The sequence below is a fragment of the Lysinibacillus sp. Bpr_S20 genome (genome assembly GCF_023337835.1).
In the GTDB taxonomy this organism is placed as follows: domain Bacteria; phylum Bacillota; class Bacilli; order Bacillales_A; family Planococcaceae; genus Lysinibacillus.
This window is the reverse complement of the sequence record NZ_JALNLQ010000010.1, coordinates 113,396-132,525: the sequence shown is the minus strand read 5'-3', so window position 1 is coordinate 132,525 and position 19,130 is coordinate 113,396. Positions and strand designations below refer to the sequence as shown.

The 19,130-nt window shown below is 37.0% G+C and carries 25 protein-coding genes; 13 read left to right on the top strand and 12 right to left on the bottom strand.

Features of this window, described 5'->3' with window-relative positions; translation table 11 throughout:
- Positions 1–67: 67 nt before the first annotated feature.
- Complete coding sequence (gene yneA, locus MWJ95_RS20290) at positions 68–382, top strand: cell division suppressor protein YneA (RefSeq protein WP_249075694.1); 315 nt, start codon at positions 68–70, stop codon at positions 380–382.
- Entirely contained in the window at positions 379–1,047 is a 669-nt protein-coding gene (locus MWJ95_RS20285) for a YneB family resolvase-like protein (protein WP_249075695.1), read from the top strand. Before yneA ends, MWJ95_RS20285 begins: the two co-directional genes overlap by 4 nt.
- Before the next feature lie 221 nt (positions 1,048–1,268).
- On the opposite strand, the gene MWJ95_RS20280 is transcribed toward MWJ95_RS20285, so the two are convergent.
- From MWJ95_RS20280 to MWJ95_RS20270, 3 genes are read right to left on the bottom strand one after another with little or no spacing between them, the layout of a single operon-like run.
- Entirely contained in the window at positions 1,269–1,781 is a 513-nt protein-coding gene (locus MWJ95_RS20280; protein WP_249075696.1) for a GNAT family N-acetyltransferase, read from the bottom strand.
- A 46-nt stretch (positions 1,782–1,827) separates the two neighbouring features.
- Positions 1,828–2,265: a DUF3021 domain-containing protein gene (locus tag MWJ95_RS20275; protein WP_249107106.1), complete on the bottom strand. Its 438-nt coding sequence runs from the start codon at positions 2,263–2,265 to the stop codon at positions 1,828–1,830.
- Between the two features lie 5 nt (positions 2,266–2,270).
- Positions 2,271–2,723 carry a LytTR family DNA-binding domain-containing protein gene (locus tag MWJ95_RS20270; protein ID WP_249107105.1) on the bottom strand — a complete coding sequence of 151 codons (453 nt, stop codon included), beginning with the start codon at positions 2,721–2,723 and terminating at the stop codon, positions 2,271–2,273.
- 243 nt (positions 2,724–2,966) lie between these two features.
- On the opposite strand from MWJ95_RS20270, the gene MWJ95_RS20265 reads away from it, so the two are divergent.
- The 3 genes from MWJ95_RS20265 (at position 2,967) to tkt (ending at position 6,218) form a co-directional block, all read left to right on the top strand.
- Positions 2,967–3,584, top strand: coding sequence for a CPBP family intramembrane glutamic endopeptidase (locus tag MWJ95_RS20265; RefSeq protein WP_249107104.1), 618 nt, complete (start codon positions 2,967–2,969; stop codon positions 3,582–3,584).
- A gap of 279 nt (positions 3,585–3,863) precedes the next feature.
- Positions 3,864–4,097, top strand: a complete 234-nt coding sequence (locus MWJ95_RS20260) for a DUF896 domain-containing protein (protein WP_249075697.1) — start codon at positions 3,864–3,866, stop codon at positions 4,095–4,097.
- A 126-nt stretch (positions 4,098–4,223) separates the two neighbouring features.
- Positions 4,224–6,218, top strand: a complete 1,995-nt coding sequence (tkt, locus tag MWJ95_RS20255) for a transketolase (protein ID WP_249075698.1) — start codon at positions 4,224–4,226, stop codon at positions 6,216–6,218.
- 28 nt (positions 6,219–6,246) lie between these two features.
- On the opposite strand, the gene MWJ95_RS20250 is transcribed toward tkt, so the two are convergent.
- Positions 6,247–6,594: a hypothetical protein gene (locus MWJ95_RS20250; RefSeq protein WP_249107103.1), complete on the bottom strand. Its 348-nt coding sequence runs from the start codon at positions 6,592–6,594 to the stop codon at positions 6,247–6,249.
- A 135-nt stretch (positions 6,595–6,729) separates the two neighbouring features.
- Between MWJ95_RS20250 and MWJ95_RS20245 the strand changes: the two genes are divergently transcribed.
- A complete protein-coding gene (locus MWJ95_RS20245; RefSeq protein ID WP_249107102.1) occupies positions 6,730–7,716 on the top strand; it encodes a serine hydrolase domain-containing protein in 987 nt (328 codons plus the stop codon).
- 20 nt (positions 7,717–7,736) lie between these two features.
- Positions 7,737–8,396 (top strand): HAD family hydrolase, encoded by a 660-nt coding sequence (locus MWJ95_RS20240; protein ID WP_249075701.1) that lies wholly within the window; start codon positions 7,737–7,739, stop codon positions 8,394–8,396.
- A gap of 217 nt (positions 8,397–8,613) precedes the next feature.
- Here the strand turns inward: MWJ95_RS20240 and MWJ95_RS20235 are convergent, their stop codons facing one another.
- The 6 genes from MWJ95_RS20235 to MWJ95_RS20210 all read right to left on the bottom strand — a co-directional run bounded on the left by MWJ95_RS20235 (position 8,614) and on the right by MWJ95_RS20210 (position 13,298).
- On the bottom strand, positions 8,614–9,246 hold the full coding sequence (locus MWJ95_RS20235) for a response regulator transcription factor (RefSeq protein ID WP_249075702.1): 633 nt from the start codon (positions 9,244–9,246) through the stop codon (positions 8,614–8,616).
- Complete coding sequence (locus MWJ95_RS20230) at positions 9,221–10,258, bottom strand: sensor histidine kinase (RefSeq protein WP_249107101.1); 1,038 nt, start codon at positions 10,256–10,258, stop codon at positions 9,221–9,223. The genes MWJ95_RS20235 and MWJ95_RS20230 overlap by 26 nt, the downstream gene beginning before the upstream one ends.
- Entirely contained in the window at positions 10,255–10,947 is a 693-nt protein-coding gene (gene liaF, locus MWJ95_RS20225) for a cell wall-active antibiotics response protein LiaF (protein ID WP_249107100.1), read from the bottom strand. Before liaF ends, MWJ95_RS20230 begins: the two co-directional genes overlap by 4 nt.
- A gap of 93 nt (positions 10,948–11,040) precedes the next feature.
- Positions 11,041–12,195, bottom strand: coding sequence for an alpha/beta fold hydrolase (locus MWJ95_RS20220; RefSeq protein ID WP_249107099.1), 1,155 nt, complete (start codon positions 12,193–12,195; stop codon positions 11,041–11,043).
- A 95-nt stretch (positions 12,196–12,290) separates the two neighbouring features.
- Complete coding sequence (locus MWJ95_RS20215) at positions 12,291–12,929, bottom strand: PspA/IM30 family protein (protein WP_249075706.1); 639 nt, start codon at positions 12,927–12,929, stop codon at positions 12,291–12,293.
- A gap of 15 nt (positions 12,930–12,944) precedes the next feature.
- Positions 12,945–13,298, bottom strand: a complete 354-nt coding sequence (locus MWJ95_RS20210; protein WP_249075707.1) for a lmo0954 family membrane protein — start codon at positions 13,296–13,298, stop codon at positions 12,945–12,947.
- Positions 13,299–13,582: 284 nt separating this feature from the next.
- On the opposite strand from MWJ95_RS20210, the gene sirA reads away from it, so the two are divergent.
- From sirA to MWJ95_RS20195, 3 genes are all read left to right on the top strand, one after another.
- Positions 13,583–14,008: a sporulation inhibitor of replication protein SirA gene (sirA, locus tag MWJ95_RS20205; protein ID WP_068983025.1), complete on the top strand. Its 426-nt coding sequence runs from the start codon at positions 13,583–13,585 to the stop codon at positions 14,006–14,008.
- Positions 14,009–14,109: 101 nt separating this feature from the next.
- Entirely contained in the window at positions 14,110–14,328 is a 219-nt protein-coding gene (locus MWJ95_RS20200; protein WP_249075708.1) for a YneF family protein, read from the top strand.
- A gap of 166 nt (positions 14,329–14,494) precedes the next feature.
- Positions 14,495–14,965, top strand: a complete 471-nt coding sequence (locus tag MWJ95_RS20195; protein WP_249075709.1) for an S-ribosylhomocysteine lyase — start codon at positions 14,495–14,497, stop codon at positions 14,963–14,965.
- 311 nt (positions 14,966–15,276) lie between these two features.
- On the opposite strand, the gene MWJ95_RS20190 is transcribed toward MWJ95_RS20195, so the two are convergent.
- Positions 15,277–16,248, bottom strand: coding sequence for an alpha/beta hydrolase (locus tag MWJ95_RS20190; protein ID WP_249107098.1), 972 nt, complete (start codon positions 16,246–16,248; stop codon positions 15,277–15,279).
- Positions 16,249–16,495: 247 nt separating this feature from the next.
- Here MWJ95_RS20190 and MWJ95_RS20185 point away from each other — a divergent pair, with 247 nt between their 5' ends.
- Both MWJ95_RS20185 and MWJ95_RS20180 read left to right on the top strand, forming a co-directional pair.
- Positions 16,496–17,680, top strand: a complete 1,185-nt coding sequence (locus MWJ95_RS20185) for an acetyl-CoA C-acetyltransferase (protein ID WP_249107097.1) — start codon at positions 16,496–16,498, stop codon at positions 17,678–17,680.
- Between the two features lie 23 nt (positions 17,681–17,703).
- A complete protein-coding gene (locus MWJ95_RS20180; RefSeq protein WP_249075712.1) occupies positions 17,704–17,970 on the top strand; it encodes a YqkE family protein in 267 nt (88 codons plus the stop codon).
- 57 nt (positions 17,971–18,027) lie between these two features.
- Here MWJ95_RS20180 and MWJ95_RS24750 read toward each other — a convergent pair whose 3' ends face one another.
- Entirely contained in the window at positions 18,028–18,339 is a 312-nt protein-coding gene (locus MWJ95_RS24750) for a Fic family protein (RefSeq protein WP_481817364.1), read from the bottom strand.
- A 282-nt stretch (positions 18,340–18,621) separates the two neighbouring features.
- Here MWJ95_RS24750 and MWJ95_RS20175 point away from each other — a divergent pair, with 282 nt between their 5' ends.
- The gene (locus MWJ95_RS20175) at positions 18,622–19,125 is read left to right on the top strand and encodes a GNAT family N-acetyltransferase (RefSeq protein ID WP_249075713.1); all 504 of its coding nucleotides are present in this window, start codon (positions 18,622–18,624) and stop codon (positions 19,123–19,125) included.
- Positions 19,126–19,130 lie beyond the last annotated feature (5 nt).

Sequence of the window (19,130 nt, the reverse complement as noted above, 5' to 3'; positions counted from 1 at the left end):
AACATTTGTTCGTATTATTATGAGAACATATATTCCGAACAAACATTCTCGAAAAGGGGTTATAAACATGAACTGGTTAAAGAAAAATCCACATATTACAACTTTATTAGGAGCTTGTCTACTTTTTGCAGCATACCTTTTTATAACAGACCCAGGTGATGTAACGTACACAGAAATTGAAATCGCACATGGTGATAGCTTATGGTCGTTAGCCGAACAGTACCGTGGTAAAATGAAAACGGATGAATGGATTAAGCTTGTAAAGGCGGAAAATGAATTAACGAACGTACAAATTATTGCGGGTAAATCCATAGTAATCCCAGTAGTAGGTGACCAACCTTACCCTATAAATTCAATTGAAATTGCGAGAAACGAAAAATGATAAATAATCAACAATCGGCTGTTGTCTATTGCCGTGTGAGTACAGAAAAAGAGACACAACATTCCTCGTTAGAGCGTCAGCAGGATGAGTTGATGCGCTATGCTAAAGAACAAGGTTACGTAGTTAAACATGTTTTTAAGGACAAACATAGCGGCTATGATGTAGAACGTGAGGGTCTGCTAGAAATGCTCGATTTCATAAAAGAAAAAGAAATAAATGCATTATTTGTGCAGGATGAAACACGTTTAGGACGTGGAAATGCTCGAATGGCAGTGTTGCACTTATTGCAGAAAACTGAAACGGATGTTTTTTCGATGCGAGATGCGGGACCTTTACAATTAAATGAAATGGATACGATGCTCCTAGAAATTTTAGCAATTGTTGAAGAGTATCAGCGCAGAATCCATAATGCTAAAATACGTCGTGGTATGCGTCGTGCCGTTGAAAATGGCTATCGCCCTGAAAATAATTTATCTAACCGTGGAAATCCAAACGGTCAGGAACGTAAGGATGTACCTGTGGAGGAAATTGTCAACCTGCGTAATCGAGGCTTTACCTTTGAGGAAATTGCTATGACTCTTAGAGGTCTGGGCTTTGATGTAAGCAAAGCTACAGTCCATAGGAGATATCGGGAACATCAAAAGGGAATCGAATCAATAAAGTAACGTTTTAATCAGTGGGCGTTTCATCGTCCTACTGATTTTTTGTATGTTTAAAGGTCTAGACAAAGATAAAGGACCGAGCAGGAACGAGTCGAGAGACGAATACCATTATCGCAATGATAAAGAACTGTTTCCAATAGAAAAAAAGAGAAGTAGTGATTTTTCTACCTCTCTTTCTCGTATTTTCTCTTTACCCACAAAATTGAGTTGATTCAATCAATCTCTTAAGCCCATTCCTCATCTAAGGCAGCATAATAGTATTCATCCCACCACTCATCCTTGTATGGGATGCATTTTTTAAAATAACCTTCGCGTCTCATACCGATTTTCTCCATCACTCGATAGGATGGGATATTTTCTGGCTGGCATGTGGCAATAATTCTATGAAGTTTCATTTCATTAAATCCGTAGTCCAGTATAGCTTTTGCCGCTTCAGAGGCGTATCCGTTATTGTAATAGTTCGGATTTAAAACCCAGCCAATCTCATAAGTATGATCACCAAAATATTGATGGAAGGCAATATGACCAATCACAGTATTTTCGCTTTGTAAAATAACAGGATAGTGTTTTGCTTTTTCACCGCTATTTTCAGAAACAAACTTTTTTGCTGCTTCCTCATTAAAAACGCCCTCTGGAATATACTTCATCACATCTGGATTTGACGTATATTCATAGACAGCTTGCCAATCTTGAATTTCAAATTCTCTTATTACTAGTCTGTTTGTTTTGATAAACATTTCTCTTTCCCCCAAGTAATGAAAATTTCAAACCTTTATAAAAATATTATAGAGTATTATTCTTATTAATCAGCTCATTAATCTTTTTATTCATTTTTTTTACTTCAGATTGGTTATATAAATAAAATAACAGCCAAACAAGAGTAAAAAGCAAAACGCTAAAGAATAGCATTAATATAGTTATTGCTATAGATGATGTTGGAAGCCAATTTAAAAATAGCGCAACAACAATAAAAGTACTTATAGTAATTGAAAAATGGATACCTGTTTGTAATAAAAAAGTTAAACGTTCTACTTGATAAATATAGGATGGTAATACACAAGCAAGCCCCACAATAATTGAACCTATAGCTTGTTGTATAAAGTTAGCTGTAGTAGCTTTAAAAAAAATATTTCCAAAAATCCAAGAACCAAAAAGATTAATAAATACAAAAACTGTACAGCCCATACTTACACCAAACGCTACATTTTTAAAAAAATGCATCTATCTTAAACCCCCAAACGCTTTTTAAATTGCTTTCGATAATTACGAGAAATAACTTCTTTAATTCCTAAAACTAGCTCAATTTCCATTGTTCCGTTAAATGAAGCTTCGATATTTTTGACTTTTGCTAGATTAATAATTGCAGATTTAGAAATCCGTATAAAATTATTCCCTAATTGTCGCTCTAATTCATATAAAGGTTTGTTCACAATGAGTCGATTATTTTCTTCATCATATAAAGCTAATTCTCTTCCTTCGGTTCGAATAACAATTATTGAATTTGGATCAACGATATATGTTTTATTATTTGCTATTCCTGTTAAAATTTGTTCTTCTTGCTCTTGTTGTAATAAAGAAATAGCAGCTTGTATCGTAGGAGTAAGTTTTGCTGTACAAATTGTTACATGCGGCTCTTCATACTCTGAATCTATTTGTACCTCTATTTTCAGCTTTATCACCTCCCAAAAAAATTATAGCATATACAGCATTTTGGAAAATGCAGGTCATGCTTTGTAAAAGGCAACTTACACAATCATAACAACATGTTACGCCAAACGTATTGTTGGCATATTTTGCGTTCGTTATATTGAGTTCAGGTAAGATGTACTGCAAACGAAATAGAGGTCTAAACAAAATTGGGGCATGAATTTTTCGGAAAAATGAGTATTCGGCAAGTTCATGGTTAGGAGGCTAGGGCTATTATGAATGGATTAACTACTTCAAGTGAAAGAAATAAAACTAGTTGGATACTAGTATGTATTTCAACGATGCTCACAGCAAGTATAATCTTTTGGTATTTTAATAATCCTGAAGGTTTTATTGAAAATGGAATTGGCTTTAGGACAGATGTATTTTCGAATATATTTATTTGGATTTTTGCGCTTTTTATTTTAATGGGATACATTGCTTATACATGCATTGCAATACCTTTCGTAAAAGCACACTTATTTACTATTTCTTGGCTTAAAGTAATTGGAGTATGGGCTGCTATTGTGGGAGGGATAGTGGAAGAAGTTATATTTAGACATTTACTTATGGAATACTTATTAACTATTGGAGCTTCAGACGTAATGCAAATACTAATTTCGGGGATACTCTTTGGAATTGCTCACGGTCTATGGGTACTTTTGAAAGGGGATTGGAAGTTTGCTTTACCTGCTATTATAAGTACCACAATTTTGGGAAGTCTTCTCGCAATGCTTTATATTATGGCTGGAAGAAGTACATTTGCACCAATCTTAGCTCATATTTTGATTAACATGTTTATTGAACCATGGCTAATGTTATCTGCTGTTTCTGGAAAATGGGCTAGTAAATAAAGAACAATTTGATAATGTATATATACTTTAGAAACGTATAGCCATGACAGCGTGTCAGGCTAGTTATATGCCTTAACTTGCACCTTTTATAAGAAGGTGTTTTTTTATTTCCTGACGAGTGAGTATCGAATGAGGTATCAAAAGTTTGATTTTCCCTACACTATGTTTGTTAAAGAATAAACTGATACGAGAAAGGTTGGTATAACTGCATTCTAAGGGAAAACATGCTATACTTTGCATACCATATTCATTATGATATGTATTGAAAGGTGTGTAATTATGTTATCAAAAGAAAAAATTAACCGAATCAATGAACTTTCTGCTAAGGCTAAAAGTGGTACTTTAACAGAGGCAGAGGCGAAGGAACGAACAGCGCTTCGTAAGGAATATCTAGATACATTTAGAGCGACGATGCGTGATACAATTGAAAACGTAAAAGTGGTAGATGCAGAAGGAAATGATGTTACACCAGAAAAAGTGAAACAAGCGAAAAAAAATAAATTTCTAAATTAATGTGACACATTTCTATAAAGTATGTAACAAATCATTAATAGTATAACAAAAACATTGTTTTCTGAAGCAATGTTGACTAAACTGTATAAGAACAATATATAGGACGAGAAAGGATGTCACAACATAATGACTCAACATGCGGATCAATTAGCAATTAATGCTATCCGAACTTTGTCAATCGATGCAATTGAAAAAGCAAACTCTGGTCACCCGGGTTTACCGATGGGGGCTGCGCCAATGGCTTATACGCTTTGGACAAAACAACTTCGCCATAATCCAGCTAATCCAAAATGGTATAACCGCGATCGTTTTGTACTTTCTGCTGGTCACGGCTCAATGCTTTTATACAGCTTACTTCACCTTGGAGGCTACGGTTTACCAATGGAAGAAATTCAAAACTTCCGTCAATGGGATTCATTAACTCCGGGACATCCTGAATATGGTCATACTGTTGGGGTAGAGGCAACAACAGGTCCTCTAGGTCAAGGTATTGCTATGACAGTTGGTATGGCTATGGCTGAGCGTCATTTAGCAGCTACTTACAATAAACCAGGGCATGACATCGTGGATCACTATACATTCGCACTTTGTGGCGATGGCGATTTAATGGAAGGTGTTGCAGCTGAAGCGATCTCTTTAGCAGGTCACTTAAAACTTGAAAAGCTAATCGTTTTATACGATTCAAACGATATTTCTTTAGATGGTGATTTAGAAAAATCATTCTCAGAAAATGTCCAAAAGCGATTTGAATCTTATGGTTGGAACTATTTAAAAGTAGCTGACGGTACAGATGTTGAAGCAATTAATGCAGCGATCGAAGAAGCTAAAAAATCAACTGGCAAACCAACACTAATCGAAGTGAAAACTGTTATCGGTTTTGGTTCACCAAACAAATCAGGTAAAGCTGCTTCTCATGGTGCACCACTTGGACAAGAAGAGGTCGTTTTAACAAAAGCAGCTTATGAATGGGCACACGAGCCATTCCAAATTCCTGCTGAAGCATATGATACATTCGCAGCAGCAGCTAAAGTTCAAGGGGAACAACCTGAAGAAGCTTGGAATGCTAAGTTTGAAGCATATAAGCAAGAGTTCCCAGAATTAGCAGCACAATTTGAAAATGCAATGAATGGACAATTACCAGAGGATTTCGCTTCAGAATTACCAGTCTATGAAGCAGGTAAATCAGTAGCTACTCGTTCTTCTTCTGGAGATGCAATAAATGCAATTGCAAAGAAAACACCATCATTCTTTGGTGGTTCAGCTGACCTTGCTGGCTCAAATAAAACGACGATGAAAGACGCTGGAGATTTCTCTGCAGACGATTATGCTGGCCGTAATATTTGGTTCGGTGTACGTGAATTTGCAATGGGTGCAGCTATGAATGGTATGGCTCTTCACGGTGGTCTTAACGTATTCGGCGGTACATTCTTTGTATTCTCTGACTATGTTCGTCCAGCTGTACGTCTTTCTGCTCTAATGGGTCTTCCTGTTACTTATGTATTTACACATGACTCAATCGCTGTAGGGGAAGATGGTCCGACACATGAACCAATCGAACACCTTGCATCGTTACGTGCAATGCCAAACTTATCTGTTGTTCGACCAGCTGATGCGAACGAATCAGCGGTTGCATGGGAGCTAGCAGTAGCATCTGAAAAAACACCAACTGTTTTAGTATTATCTCGTCAAAACTTACCTGTTCTTGACGCATCTATTGATACAGTACGTGAAGGTGTTACTAAAGGTGCTTATACAGTATCTCCTGCGACAAAAGAAGTGGCAGATGCCATTTTAATTGCAACAGGCTCTGAGGTTTCACTTGCAGTTGAAGCTCAAAAAGCGCTAAAAGCTGAAGGCATGGATGTAGCAGTTGTTTCAATGCCATCGATGGACCGCTTCGAAAAACAAGACGCAGCTTACAAAGAATCTGTTCTTCCAAAAGCTGTAACAAAACGTCTTGCAATCGAAATGGGCTCATCATTCGGCTGGCATAAATACACTGGTTTTGAAGGAGACGTTCTTGCAATTGACAAGTTCGGCGCTTCTGCACCAGGTGAAGTAGTAATGGAAAAATACGGATTCACAGTAGACAATGTTGTAGCGAAGGTAAAAGCGCTATAATTCTTAAAATACCGCAATACTCAGTAGGTTAAATCTCCTCTGAGTACTGCGGTATTTTTTCATGTTTAGAGGCCTTCACTAAAGAAATCCAAATAGCTGCACAATGAATAAGAAGCATCACGACAAAACAATAAAAGCCCTTGGAACTTCCTTCTAGATTTAGCTCATCCGCGATAATACCACTAAACCAAAGCAGTTGACCTGAGACAATTATTGAGAAGCTTGCAAAAAGTAAACAAAACCAAATAGATACTTTTTTGATCATCACAATGATGAGTAGCAAAACAGCAAAAAGTAGAGTAGCTTCAAAAATAGGATCAAGAAGTGAAAACGTATGTTCATCTAAGAAATGCTTATAAGTAAATAGAGTATTCACACAATCCCTCCTTAAAAATAATAACGATTTTGGTAATAAAAGGTTTCGCAGATGGAAAAACGCTTCTAGTATTAATTTCATTTGGTATACAATAATAAATGTAGGAATTGAACTACAAATGTTGGGGGGATTTAAATGAATCCACAATCTATACTTTCACAAGTAAAGAAAACTTTCTCACAATTAGATTGTACAGGTGGCGGAGTTATTATTAAAAAACATGGTCAAACCATACTAGAAGAATATTTTGGTGTGCAAGGACAACAAAAGGACGCTAAAAAGGTAGGACCACATACTCTTTTTCATCTTGCGTCTGTTCGAAAAGCATATGTAGGGTTTGCTGTAGCATATGCGATTTACCATAACTATATTGCCTCAATAGATGATGAACTTAGCGATTATTTAGACGATGAAAAAGTCTTTGCGGATGTGTCGATTAGACATCTTCTAACACATACTCACGGTTTACGTCGTCAACATGGAATAGTAATGAAAGAATTCAAAGCAGGCTATAACTGGGCATATCGAGATATCAATGTAGAACTACTTGCCAAAGTCATATTAAAAGTTACTGGAAAAACTATTGCGCAAATAGTAGATGAGCAAGTATTACAGAAGTTGTCATTTACTGACACAGATTGGTTCAGTGAAAAAAACGAACAACATATTGAAGTAAAACATAATAATAGTCCATTTTGGTATGAAAGCGACATATGTGATGGTAGCAAAATGAATATGTATAGCTCATTAAGTGAATTAGCTAAATGGGGGCAAGTGCATCTTGATAAAGGAAGGATAAACGGAAAACAAATAATACCTGAAGAAATCATACAGCTAGTAACGACAATTCAATCCCCAAATACTAAACCAAAGAACCTACCAACTAATGGCTTTTTCTGGTTTGTTCAGCCTCACCAGAAAGAGGGGATTACAGAGTTAAGTCCAATATTGCCACAAGGAAGCTTTCAATTACTAGGTTATACAAGTGTTGCTATATTGGTAATACCCGATGAAAATATTGTGGCAGTTCGTGGATTTAATAGCTTTGGTTCTCCGGAAGGGTTTGATTATATGAAGGATATTCATGATTTTGGTTCAACTGTGTATCAATCAATTCTTTAACAATAAAAGGAGGGCTAGTAATGAAAAAGTATAGCGTAGTGTTATTTGATTTAGACGGTACAATATCTGATCCTAAAATAGGGATAACAAAATCTGTTCAATATGCTTTAGGAAAAATGGGTATAGTTGAAGAAGACCTTGATCAGCTTGAAACGTTTATTGGGCCTCCGCTGCAAGTATCATTTCGAGAAATATATGGATTGGATGATGTTCAAATTGAGCAAGCAATTGCTTATTACCGTGAACGTTTTATCCAAACTGGCATGTATGAGAATAAATTGTATCAAAATATATCATCTTTATTAGAATATTTACAGAAGGATGGTTATCAGTTAGCAATAGCCACATCTAAGCCAACAGTATTTGCAGAACAAATTATACAATATTTTAACCTTGAACATTTTTTTGACCTTGTCGCGGGCAGCAATTTGGATGGTACACGTTCAGCTAAAGGTGAAGTTATCGCATATGTACGCGAACATTTTAATGTAGTGAATATCGATCAATTAATTATGATTGGAGATCGTAAATACGATATTGTTGGGGCACATGAAAATCAAATTGATTCTATCGGTGTTACTTATGGCTATGGTTCACTTGAGGAGTTGACGGAAGCACAAGCAACATACATAGTGAACAGTGTAAACGAGCTACAAGAATTTTTTACGAAACTGCATTGATAGAAATGCAGTTTCGTATTTTTTTTAGAAAACAGACTAATCGCTGATACCCCGGGTAGAAACGCTGATAAAAGCATGGAAATCGCTGATACCCCGGGTAGAAACGCTGATAAAAGCATGGAAATCGCTGATAAACCAAGCAGAAACGCTGATAAAAGTGCAAAAAACGCTGATAAACCCAGCTAAATCGCTGATAAACCAAACGACCCAAGAAAAACTACTTCGCTAGACCATTTTGAAAAGCGTAAACAACTGCTTGTGTGCGATCTTGAACATCGAGCTTCGATAGAATATTACTGACATGTGTTTTTACCGTTTTTAAGGCGATGAATAAATCGTCAGCGATTTCCTGATTTGCTTTGCCTTTAGCCATTAGCAATAATACTTCCATTTCACGTTCGGTAAGCTGCTCATACAGTGGGGTACTATTGCCGTGGCGCATGCGATGCATCATTTTTGATGTTACTTCTGGCTCTAAAACGGTTTCGCCACCCATTGTTTTACGAATGGCATCGGCGATTTGCTTCGCATTGGATGTTTTTAAAATATAGCTGACTGCACCAGCCTCTAATGCAGGATAGACTTTGTCATCATCTAAAAAACTTGTTACCATCATAATTTTTGCTTCTGGCCATGCAGCTAAAATTTCTGCTGTCGCCTCGGCTCCTGTCATAACTGGCATCACATTGTCCATTAAAATAATGTCTGGACGCAGGGTAAGAGCACGTTCCACAGCCTCTTTGCCATTTTCGGCTTCTCCTACAACGGTGATATCTGGTTGTGCAGATAAATAGGCGGAAACACCAATCCGCACCATTTCGTGGTCATCCACTATTAACACTTGAATCATTCACTTCAACCTCCTTATGTAGAGGGATTTTAACCTCTACAATTGTACCTTCTCCAGGCACTGATACAATTTTGTACATACAGCCAATTTCTACAGCGCGTTCAGCAATGTTTTGAAGTCCATAAGAAGTGGATTTATCAGCTTCGACATCAAAGCCGAGGCCATTGTCCTGAATACGTAAAATGGCTAAATCATCACGTGCAACAAGCAGTAATTCAACTTCGCTGGCTTTTGCATGACGTAGCGTATTCGATAATGCTTCCTGTGCAATACGGAATAAATGATCTTCCTCCGCTTTGGATAAAGCCATTTCTTCAAGCTCATATTCAATATGAAAAAATACTTTTTGCTGCAGTTCAATAATGAGCTCCTCAAGTCCTTGTGCGAGGGTTTTATTGTGCAGAGCTACTGGACGTAAATGTAATAATAATGCGCGCATTTCAAGCTGTGCCTGTTGGACAATTTTTTCGACCTGCTTTAGGCTTGTAGCATTTTCATCAGTTTCGGTTAATGCGGAAAGCAACATCGAAGCTGCGAATAGTTGTTGTGATACAGAATCATGGAGCTCACGAGCAAGGCGTTGACGTTCAGCAACAATGCGCTCTTGAATAATTTTATCATTAGCTTCTGCACGTTCATTGGATAAACGCTGTAAGCTTTTTCGTTGCGTATCAATTAACTCACTTGTTTGAACTAAAGCCTTTTTCAAAGGTTTAGGTAAAGGTTGTTTTTTAGGTATTACAAAATCAGGTTCAACTAACTGTTTCACGATGCGAGTTGCCTGAGCCTCTCTTGCACGGGCAATCATACTAATCCAGCTGGCAATTAGTAAACTAAGCGCAAAAAGAATAACAACAATAAAACCGCCAAGTGGGATATTATGATAATTCTGCTGCCATAATGGCTCCCATGTTTTTTCGTTAGGCTCACCCCAAACAGCGACAAGAAGACCGAATGCTGCACTCATCAAAATAAAAAGTAGCGTCAATATTCTTGAGATAAAGGCAATCATTTACGTAGCACCTCCAAGTCCCCAAGCCATGTTGCAACATGTATCACGAGTGTTCGCTTTGCATCCTCAGGATTTCCATCTGAGAAACTTACACTTTCATTGAGTAAGCGTTGTGGTCCAACATGTATACATGTTAATTCACCAAACAATGTCGTGTAGTGTAAGCGGAAGGGTATTTCATATGGGATATAAATTTGTACTTTACCAATCCCTTGTCGAATAGTAATGAGACTTGTGCCAGCAGGTAAAATTGTTTGAGTTGTATCGATCGTAATGTCACCTGCTAATCGCTGAATTTGAACATCATGCCATTTATAGGCTTCTAAAGGTGCAGGTATGGTACCGAATAATTCGTTTTTCGTAGCAGGTAGCTTTTCGAAAAGCTCCGAGCCAACCACTTTGGCTTCGTTTTCTCTTTGCAGGTATTGATAGAGCATATACAAGAGAATAACGACGATAAATAAACGTAAACTCCACATCGTAAAGAGTGCAATCGCGATAAAGAAAATTCCTGTCCATTTAAAGAAACGATTTTTTTTCGAGAAACTTAAATAAAGAAGCCCTACCCCAATCAATAGACAAAAGGCGCCACCGTTATTAAAAATTGTAAGCTCCATAAAAACGAGTAAAAAGAAGCATAGTACCCAAAATGTGAGCTTATTAGTTGTGAAATTTTGCAAGAGGGTCACCCTTCTTTCTACAAATTGATGAGAGAAGACGAACTTCTCTATAAATACGATATTTCATTTAAAAGTGTTTAAAATTATTATCTCCACCATAACTTAGGGTGGGGTGATGTCCGTTCCAGCTGGGCGCTTTGGTTCAAGCATTTTTTTGAATGTATCATTCATCAATGCTGCATCAAGTGTATTTGGATAATGAGCAGAGTGCTCTAAAGTGATAAATTCCTTACCATTCGGCGCATCTAAGAGCTCAAAGTATTGCTTTGCTAATTCATAATTCGTCTGTTTATCATACTTACCTTGTATAAAATAAACGGGTATATCTATACTTTTTACAGAATCAAAAAAATTAGTAAGGATAATTTCTTTTTTTAGTTCTTGGCTATCTATAAGGCTAAATTGTGGCCCTGAAATAAATGCTTTATACAGATCTTGTAAAGAGTAATCAGGGGAAGTAAATGCCCCTTTTATCAAGTCAAAGAGATTCACTTTTTTGATCGTATCATCAAAATAATTCATACCTTTATAGTGATTGATTAGATCGCTAAATTGATCCTCATCTTTTGCTAAATAAGGACCTTCTCCTATATCGTCTAAAATTCGAAGAGTTTTTTTATCTCCGTTAGATAGAGCTTCACTATGTAACCAATTGTAGCTAAGTTCATGACCTTTACTAATATTAGTTACTTGAGAAATCCCTAAATAGGCATGAAACTTCTCAGGATAATTGGATACTAATTGAGTGCCAACTATAGTACCGAAAGACTGACCTATGACAAATATTTTTTCCAGTTGATAATTTTCTTTAATATAATCAACTATTATATTAGCATCTTCTGTAAATTGAGAAAGGGTCAGTGTATTATTCGTTAATTTCTTGTTAAAACTTTTTCCGGAACCTCTTTGATCATAATAAACTGCTACGCAATTCTCGGTTATTTCGGGATACAATGTTCGAGCACTCACACCATAGGGGAATGGTGACCCCGGACCGCCATGTAAGAATAAACAAAATGGTTTCTCCTTATCTTTTCCTTCCACTAATATATATTGTTTATCTCCATTTACATCGAGTTCCTTTAACTCACTAATACCACCATTTTCGATAATTTCAGCACTTTTTTGTTTAATTTGTTGTTGGACAATGAAGCGATAACCTAATAACATGACTATAAGTACTATAAGAATAAAAAAAGCAAAAAGAAATATTTTAATCATAGGACTAAACCACTTTCTTTTTAATAGTAAATTCATTTTACCATATCCTTCATCTCCTACCTTCAAAAAGAGGAGGAAGCTTTTTTCTTCAAAGAAAGGGATGCTTCAATAATTGAGGCATCCCTTATTTCTTATTTGTTTTCAATTAGTAGTGGTGCGCTATCTTCTACGGATTTCTTTTCTAGTTGTGCAAGACGAGACTCGAAAGATGTTACTTCATGATCTTTGTCGATTTGGTAAGCAAGCTTATCGATATAGGATTCTAAATCTTCAAAGTTGGTTTTGTTGTTTTTCGCAATCATTCCGTCCATTTGATGGTGAGCGCGTGTGACATTTTCTTTGCCCATCAGCTGTAATTGGCGCACTTTCATGTCTTTAATTTTGTGTTTCATTGTTTCAAATTTGCGTTCAAGCTCGAAGTATTCACGTGTACTTGCCTCGATACTAGCTTGCAATGTATTGTTACGTGCTGTGTAAGCAGCAACTTCATCAGTAGCAAAATCGATTAAATCTTGCTCGCCGCTAGCAGTTGCTAATGTTAATTGAGACTCACGTTTTGCTAGTAATTCCGCATTTTGTTTGAATTCCTGCTCTAGTTTTTCTTTTAACTGACCTTGACGCTCTAATAATTTACCAGTTTGCTCTGTTTGTTTTTCTGCTTCACGAATGTATTGGTTTAACATCGCAATTGGATTTTTTTGTTCCTTCTTATCAAATAAATGATGTAAATCTGCCTCTATTGTATATCTAAAACGTTGAAATAAATTCATGAAAATTCGCTCCTTTTATTTTGTTAAGTTAGACCATTCTTTTTCAAAGTTTGTAAATGGATCTTCTTCTTTAGCTTCAATTGTTGGAATTTTTACATCTTCGTTGTTCCATTTTTTGTAGATCACATAGATGACAGCGATTGCTGCTAATCCTATCATTGCAGGGATATTAGAGATTGCTGATAGAACACCGATTAGACCTACTGTGAACCATATGATTTTGCCGAATGTCGATTTACTTGCAGAGTAGAAGTGCATACCGAGTGCTACAAACAATCCTGAAAATAGTAGACCTGCAAGCGGTCCAGTTAAAGCGAGTGCAACACATCCTGCGATAAAGCCTCCTATTAGTAGAAAAAATTTTCTCATATGTTTTAGCTCCTTTCGTTTGTACTTTTATAGTACCTGTTAGCGAGCTTTGCTAAAACGGACTGGAAATTGATTTTGCTCTAGGTCTTGAGGCTGAGAATATTCTAGGTACTTTTGCAGAAGCTTAAATTTGTAAAAAATAGATAGCTCAAAAAGTATTTGTAAGATCCGAAAGTAGAAAGTTTTCGACAAAAATAGAAGATTAAAGCCTCCTTCGTTTGACAAATTAAAGAGTTTGGATGAGCTATACTTATGAAAAAGAAATGAGCGAAGGAGGATTTCTAGTGAGAACCTATTCCATATATAAAATAAAAGAAGAGCATTTAACGTTTATTTTCGGCAGAGAGCGTAAGTTATTAGAGATGATGCAAGGCTGTGAAGACGCAAACGAGAAATCCTTAAAAGAGCTTGCATATATATGTGAAACCGTTCGCTTCGAGGAGATCGCTACGATGCTAGAGGCGCAACTAGATTCCAAATATGCACATTTAGAGAGAGCTCGTAATGCTTTATTTTTAGAACATCCTATAAAAGGAAAAATGGCTATATATTTAGTGGAACGTAAAATTTGTGTTTATTGTGAGGGTTCACGGATGCTTGATTTGGATCTATTCCAAATGCTTGCGAAGATGAGCGAGCGCTTTATTGCGTTTAATAAACAAGATAATGAGTGTGGGTGGCTAAAGCCAATGAAATATACAATGCATTAGGAAAATTCACTACAATATATAGTAACACGCTACTATTTTGTGTATAATGGAGCGTGGAGAGTTTTTTCTCGGTATATATTGTAGTGGAGGAGGTTGGTTGTATGCCTACATGGGGCTGGATTATTATCGTAATTATCGCATTAGCAGCGGGCGCGGCACTTGGTTTCTATTTAGCTCGTCAAGCTATGATGAAATATTTAAAAGAAAACCCACCAATTAACGAACAAATGATTCGTATGATGATGGCGCAAATGGGTCGTACGCCGTCTGAAAAGCAAGTACGTCAAATGATGACACAAATGAATAAATTCCAAAAATAATTGGAATGTTTAAAGAGCAACTAGTCCAAGCTTTGACTAGTTGTTTTTTATTTACTCATTGTCGGGGGTACTTGATGAAATGAGTGGGACAATTCGCAAAAATCATACAATTCTATCGGAAAACTCGTTATAATGGAAATATTCTATATAAAAGGAGTTGTGTAAGTTGCAGAAAGAAAAAACAAATGTTGAAAGCTTTGATCTAGATCATACGAAAGTAAAAGCACCATATGTACGTTTAGCGGGTGTGAAAGCAGGAAAAAATGGCGATGAAGTGTACAAATATGATATTCGTTTTAAACAGCCAAATAAAGAGCATATGGAAATGCCTGCATTACATTCCCTAGAGCATTTATCGGCAGACATTATCCGCAATTACTCCGACCATATTGTTGATTTCAGTCCGATGGGATGTCAAACAGGCTTCTATGTATCGCTAATCAATCACAATGATTACGAAGACTTATTAAATATTTTAGAAAAAACATTTACAGATGTAACAAAGGCCACTGCAGTCCCAGCCTGCAACGAAGTGCAATGTGGCTGGGCAGCTAGCCATAGTTTAGAAGGTGCACAAGCGTTAGCTAAAGAATTTTTAGCCAAACGTGATGAATGGCATATTGTTTTTGCAGAATAAAAAATATAAACCTTGCGTGCAGCTCATTCAGTGTCGCAAGGTTTTATATTGAGGGTCGTGCCGCTTAGCTTTCACACAAATACATTGTTGAAGAAATTATAATGACATGTGAGTGAATTGGTTGATTGGAGTGAGACTGGGCGACTCCTTGGGGTTTAGAGATAGGGGAACGAGGGCTAAGAACATCACATCCTGTGATAACGCCTTCGTGACCAACATCGTGTTGCCCCGACGCCCCCAGGAAAGCGCCCAGTCGGAACGGAAATCAACCCCTCGCTTTGCAGAAGAACTATATTTTGTTTTCATTTGCCCTAAAAATGAAATGGAATGACATTAGACGAAGAAGAATCACGATTAATTTTTTGATAAATGAAATTTTCTAAAAAGTCGTGGATTAAATCCTCATATTCAGCCATATTTTCATTAAAAGACTGTGCATGAGCACCTTTATCAAATAGCTTCAGCTTCTTAGGACCAGTTTTTTTATTGTATAAATCCAGTGACATGGAAGCCGGGATAAATGTGTCAGGAATACTATGGATAAAGAGTACCGGCTTTTCAATATTTGTTACAGCTTCAGAAGGTGTCACACTTTTAAAGGAATAACCGTCTCGCAAGCGGACAAAGAAATCGGCAAAACGAATTGGAATAATCGAGCCATATTTAAATTCCGTCTTCGCTATTTGTTTCAGCAGCATTGAAAAATCAGAAAACGCACAATCTGAAATATAGAAATCCGCACCATCCTCTACAGTTCCTGCATATAGTAACATTGTTGCGGCTCCCATTGATTCACCATGAATACCGAGAATGGCGTTTTCACCAATCATAGCCTTTATAGTTTTGACTACTGCATCAAGGTCATTTTTTTCATAATGGCCGTAGCTAGTCGTTTTCCCACCGGTCTCCCCATGTCGACGATGGTCAAAAATAACGGAATTATAGCCAAGTCGTTCAAAAAGTCGAGCATATTTAACGGAGTTGATTTTATTTTCTGTTACTCCGTGGCAAATAATGATGGTATTATTTGTTTCCAATGGCTGAAACATGATGCCACGAATGGTATAGCCATTTGGAGAGTCAATATTTAGTTCACATTTTAAGTTTTTATTGTACCAAGCTTCATCAAAGCGTTTTGCGGTAGTTTCACGTTCACGAACAAATTCAGGATCCTTTTGTTTAATGTACATTAATTTATTGGAAAGCGCGAAGCCGAACAGACCAGTTGCTGCTGCAGCAATCGTCGTCGTTATACCTGAAAATAATAGCATTTTCTTTTTCATTATTAACACCTCCACGTCCTGTTTCTTTTGTTGTCTAGGCATACAAGCGAAATGTATGCACTTTTCTTAATTGTAATGTTCCCAACTGAGATTGTTTAAAACACGTCAACATTTTACATTATCTTTGGCAAAACTGCGATTATTTCTGCTATCGAAAATCGTCAAAATATTTGTTAAAATAGATATATCTGCTAGTAGCATATGCATGCAGTGTTCATTTTTGAACGGGGAAAAGGGGAGAAAGTTTATGACGAAAGAGGTAGTAATAGTAAGTGCTGTACGTACAGCTATTGGTTCATTCCAAGGAACTTTAAAGGACGTACCAGCGACAACACTAGGGAGTATTGTTATTAAAGAGGCATTAGCACGTGCTGGTGTAGCAGGTGAACAAGTTGACGAGGTCATTATGGGGAATGTCTTATCAGCTGGACTTGGTCAAAATCCAGCTCGTCAAGCAGCGATTGCAGCAGACTTGCCACACAAAGTATCGGCATTAACTATTAATAAAGTTTGTGGCTCAGGGCTAAAAGCAGTTCACTTAGCGACACAAGCCATTTTAGCAGGTGATGCAGATATTGTCGTTGCAGGTGGCTTTGAAAATATGAGCCAAGCACCGTATGTATTAAAAAATGCACGAGAAGGCTTCCGCATGGGGGATCAAAAAGTAGTCGATACAATGATTCATGACGGATTGTGGTGTGCTTTTAATGACTATCATATGGGCGTTACAGCTGAAAATTTATGTGATGTTTATGAGATTTCTCGCGAGGAGCAAGATGCCTTTGCAGCACGTTCTCAACAGCGTGCAGAAGCGGCAATGGCAGCAGGGAAGTTTAACGAAGAAATCGTAGCAGTGGAAATTCCTCAGCGCAAGGGCGATTCTATTATATTTGATAAAGATGAATTCCCACGTCAAGGCGTTACAGCTGAGTCGCTATCTAAACTTCGTCCTGCTTTTAAAAAGGATGGCTCCGTGACAGCAGCAAACGCATCTGGTATTAACGATGGAGCAGCAGCTGTCGTGGTTATGTCGAAAGAAAAAGCGGAAGAGTTAGGGATTCACCCAATGGCATTCATTACAGCGAATGCAAGCGCAGGTGTTGACCCAGCTATTATGGGAACAGGCCCAGTAACGGCAGTGAAAAAAGCATTAGCAAAGGCTGATGTGACACTAGATAATATAGATTTAATTGAAGCGAATGAAGCTTTTGCAGCTCAATCTATTGCTGTAGATCGCGAATTAGGCTTTAATCATGATAAACTAAATGTGAACGGGGGAGCAATTGCTCTTGGCCATCCAATTGGTGCAAGTGGAGCACGTATTTTAGTCACGCTTTTACATGAGATGGAAAAGCTTGATGCAAAAACTGGTCTCGCAACACTATGTATCGGTGGAGGACAAGGTGTGGCAACAGTTGTCAAGCGCCCTTGAAGTGAATAAGAAGGTGAAATGCAATGGGAAAGAAACGAAAACAGCAGCAACGAGTAGATAATAGTGTGACATCTAGTCTACCGAAGCAGGAGGCAGTCACATTAGCCGATCAATTAGGCGGTGACGTGCTTGCCAAATTAAAAGCGGCAAAGCAAGATTTAACGGTGAAAGAGCAAGCTGCAGAAGAAGAACGCCAAGCAAAGCTAGCCTTTGAGCGCAAGCAACGCGAAAAAAACAAATCGTTTGAAGAACTACTAAACGAATATGGCGATAAAGGCTCAAAATTCTAAAAGAGAAACAGTGGATCCAAATGCGGATTCACTGTTTTTTGTTTTATCGGATTTTAATTAGATAAATTCGATAGTATTAAAAAATAGCCTTTCTAGTAGTTCTGTTTTGGTAACAGATTGAATCATTGCGTTTAAATAAATTTCTTTAACACCTTTAGAAAGTGCATATGCTTGCACAAAAATACGAATAGTTCGCTCGTTTCCCTCTCGAAAAGGATGAAACATATTCAATTCGGATTTGTAAAATGCTAATCTATTCGCAGCTTGATGAATGGTAGTCCAGGCCGGTTCATTATTTAAATGATAAAACACTTCATCGGTATAGGGATTAATAAATTGAAATTGACAAAACCTAGTAGAGTCTTTCATTAATTGTGGGCAGTCACGGGGTTTAAGATGATTCAGGTACTACCAGTGAAGGATTTGCTCGAAAAGCTAGTAGAAGAAGCGAATTTGTAAAGTATGAACACAAATCACAATATATTGTAAGTTAAAAGTCATTTAAAAAGAAGGCTGTTTTCTCAAAGATTATTGCTGTATTTTCAAGAGAGCAACAATCTATAAGAAAACAGCCTAAATAAAAAACAGGAGACGTTGCCAATACATATATCTCTTAATAGTTTTAGATAAATCTAAGATAGGAGAGAAAAAATGATTGAATTAAGCACTAATAGATTAAAACTAATCCCATTAAACGCAAAGAATTTAGATTTACTAATTCATGAAGAAAAGACATTTGAAATAGAGTTGCCATTAAGTAGTAAAGAAATCTTTCTTGATGAAGAACTTAGACAAGCTTTGAAGTTTAGACGATCGAAAGTATTAGAGAATGAGGAAAATTATATTTGGTACACGAATTGGATAATCGTATCGAAAGAAGAAAACTGTATCGTTGGTGGCATTATGTTAAAAGGTCTACCAAATGAACAGGGAGAAGTCGTGATCGGATATTATACATTTTCGCAATATCAGGGAAAAGGATACATGACGGAAACTGTTAGGATGATGAAAGATTGGTTACTACGTCAATCAAATGTTAAGTATGTGGTTGCTGACACTGAAAAAAGTAATATCTCCTCACATAAAGTCTTACAAAAAGCAGGGGCAATGTTATATTCAGAATCTGAAGAACTATTTTTTTGGAGATTCGTTTGACATCA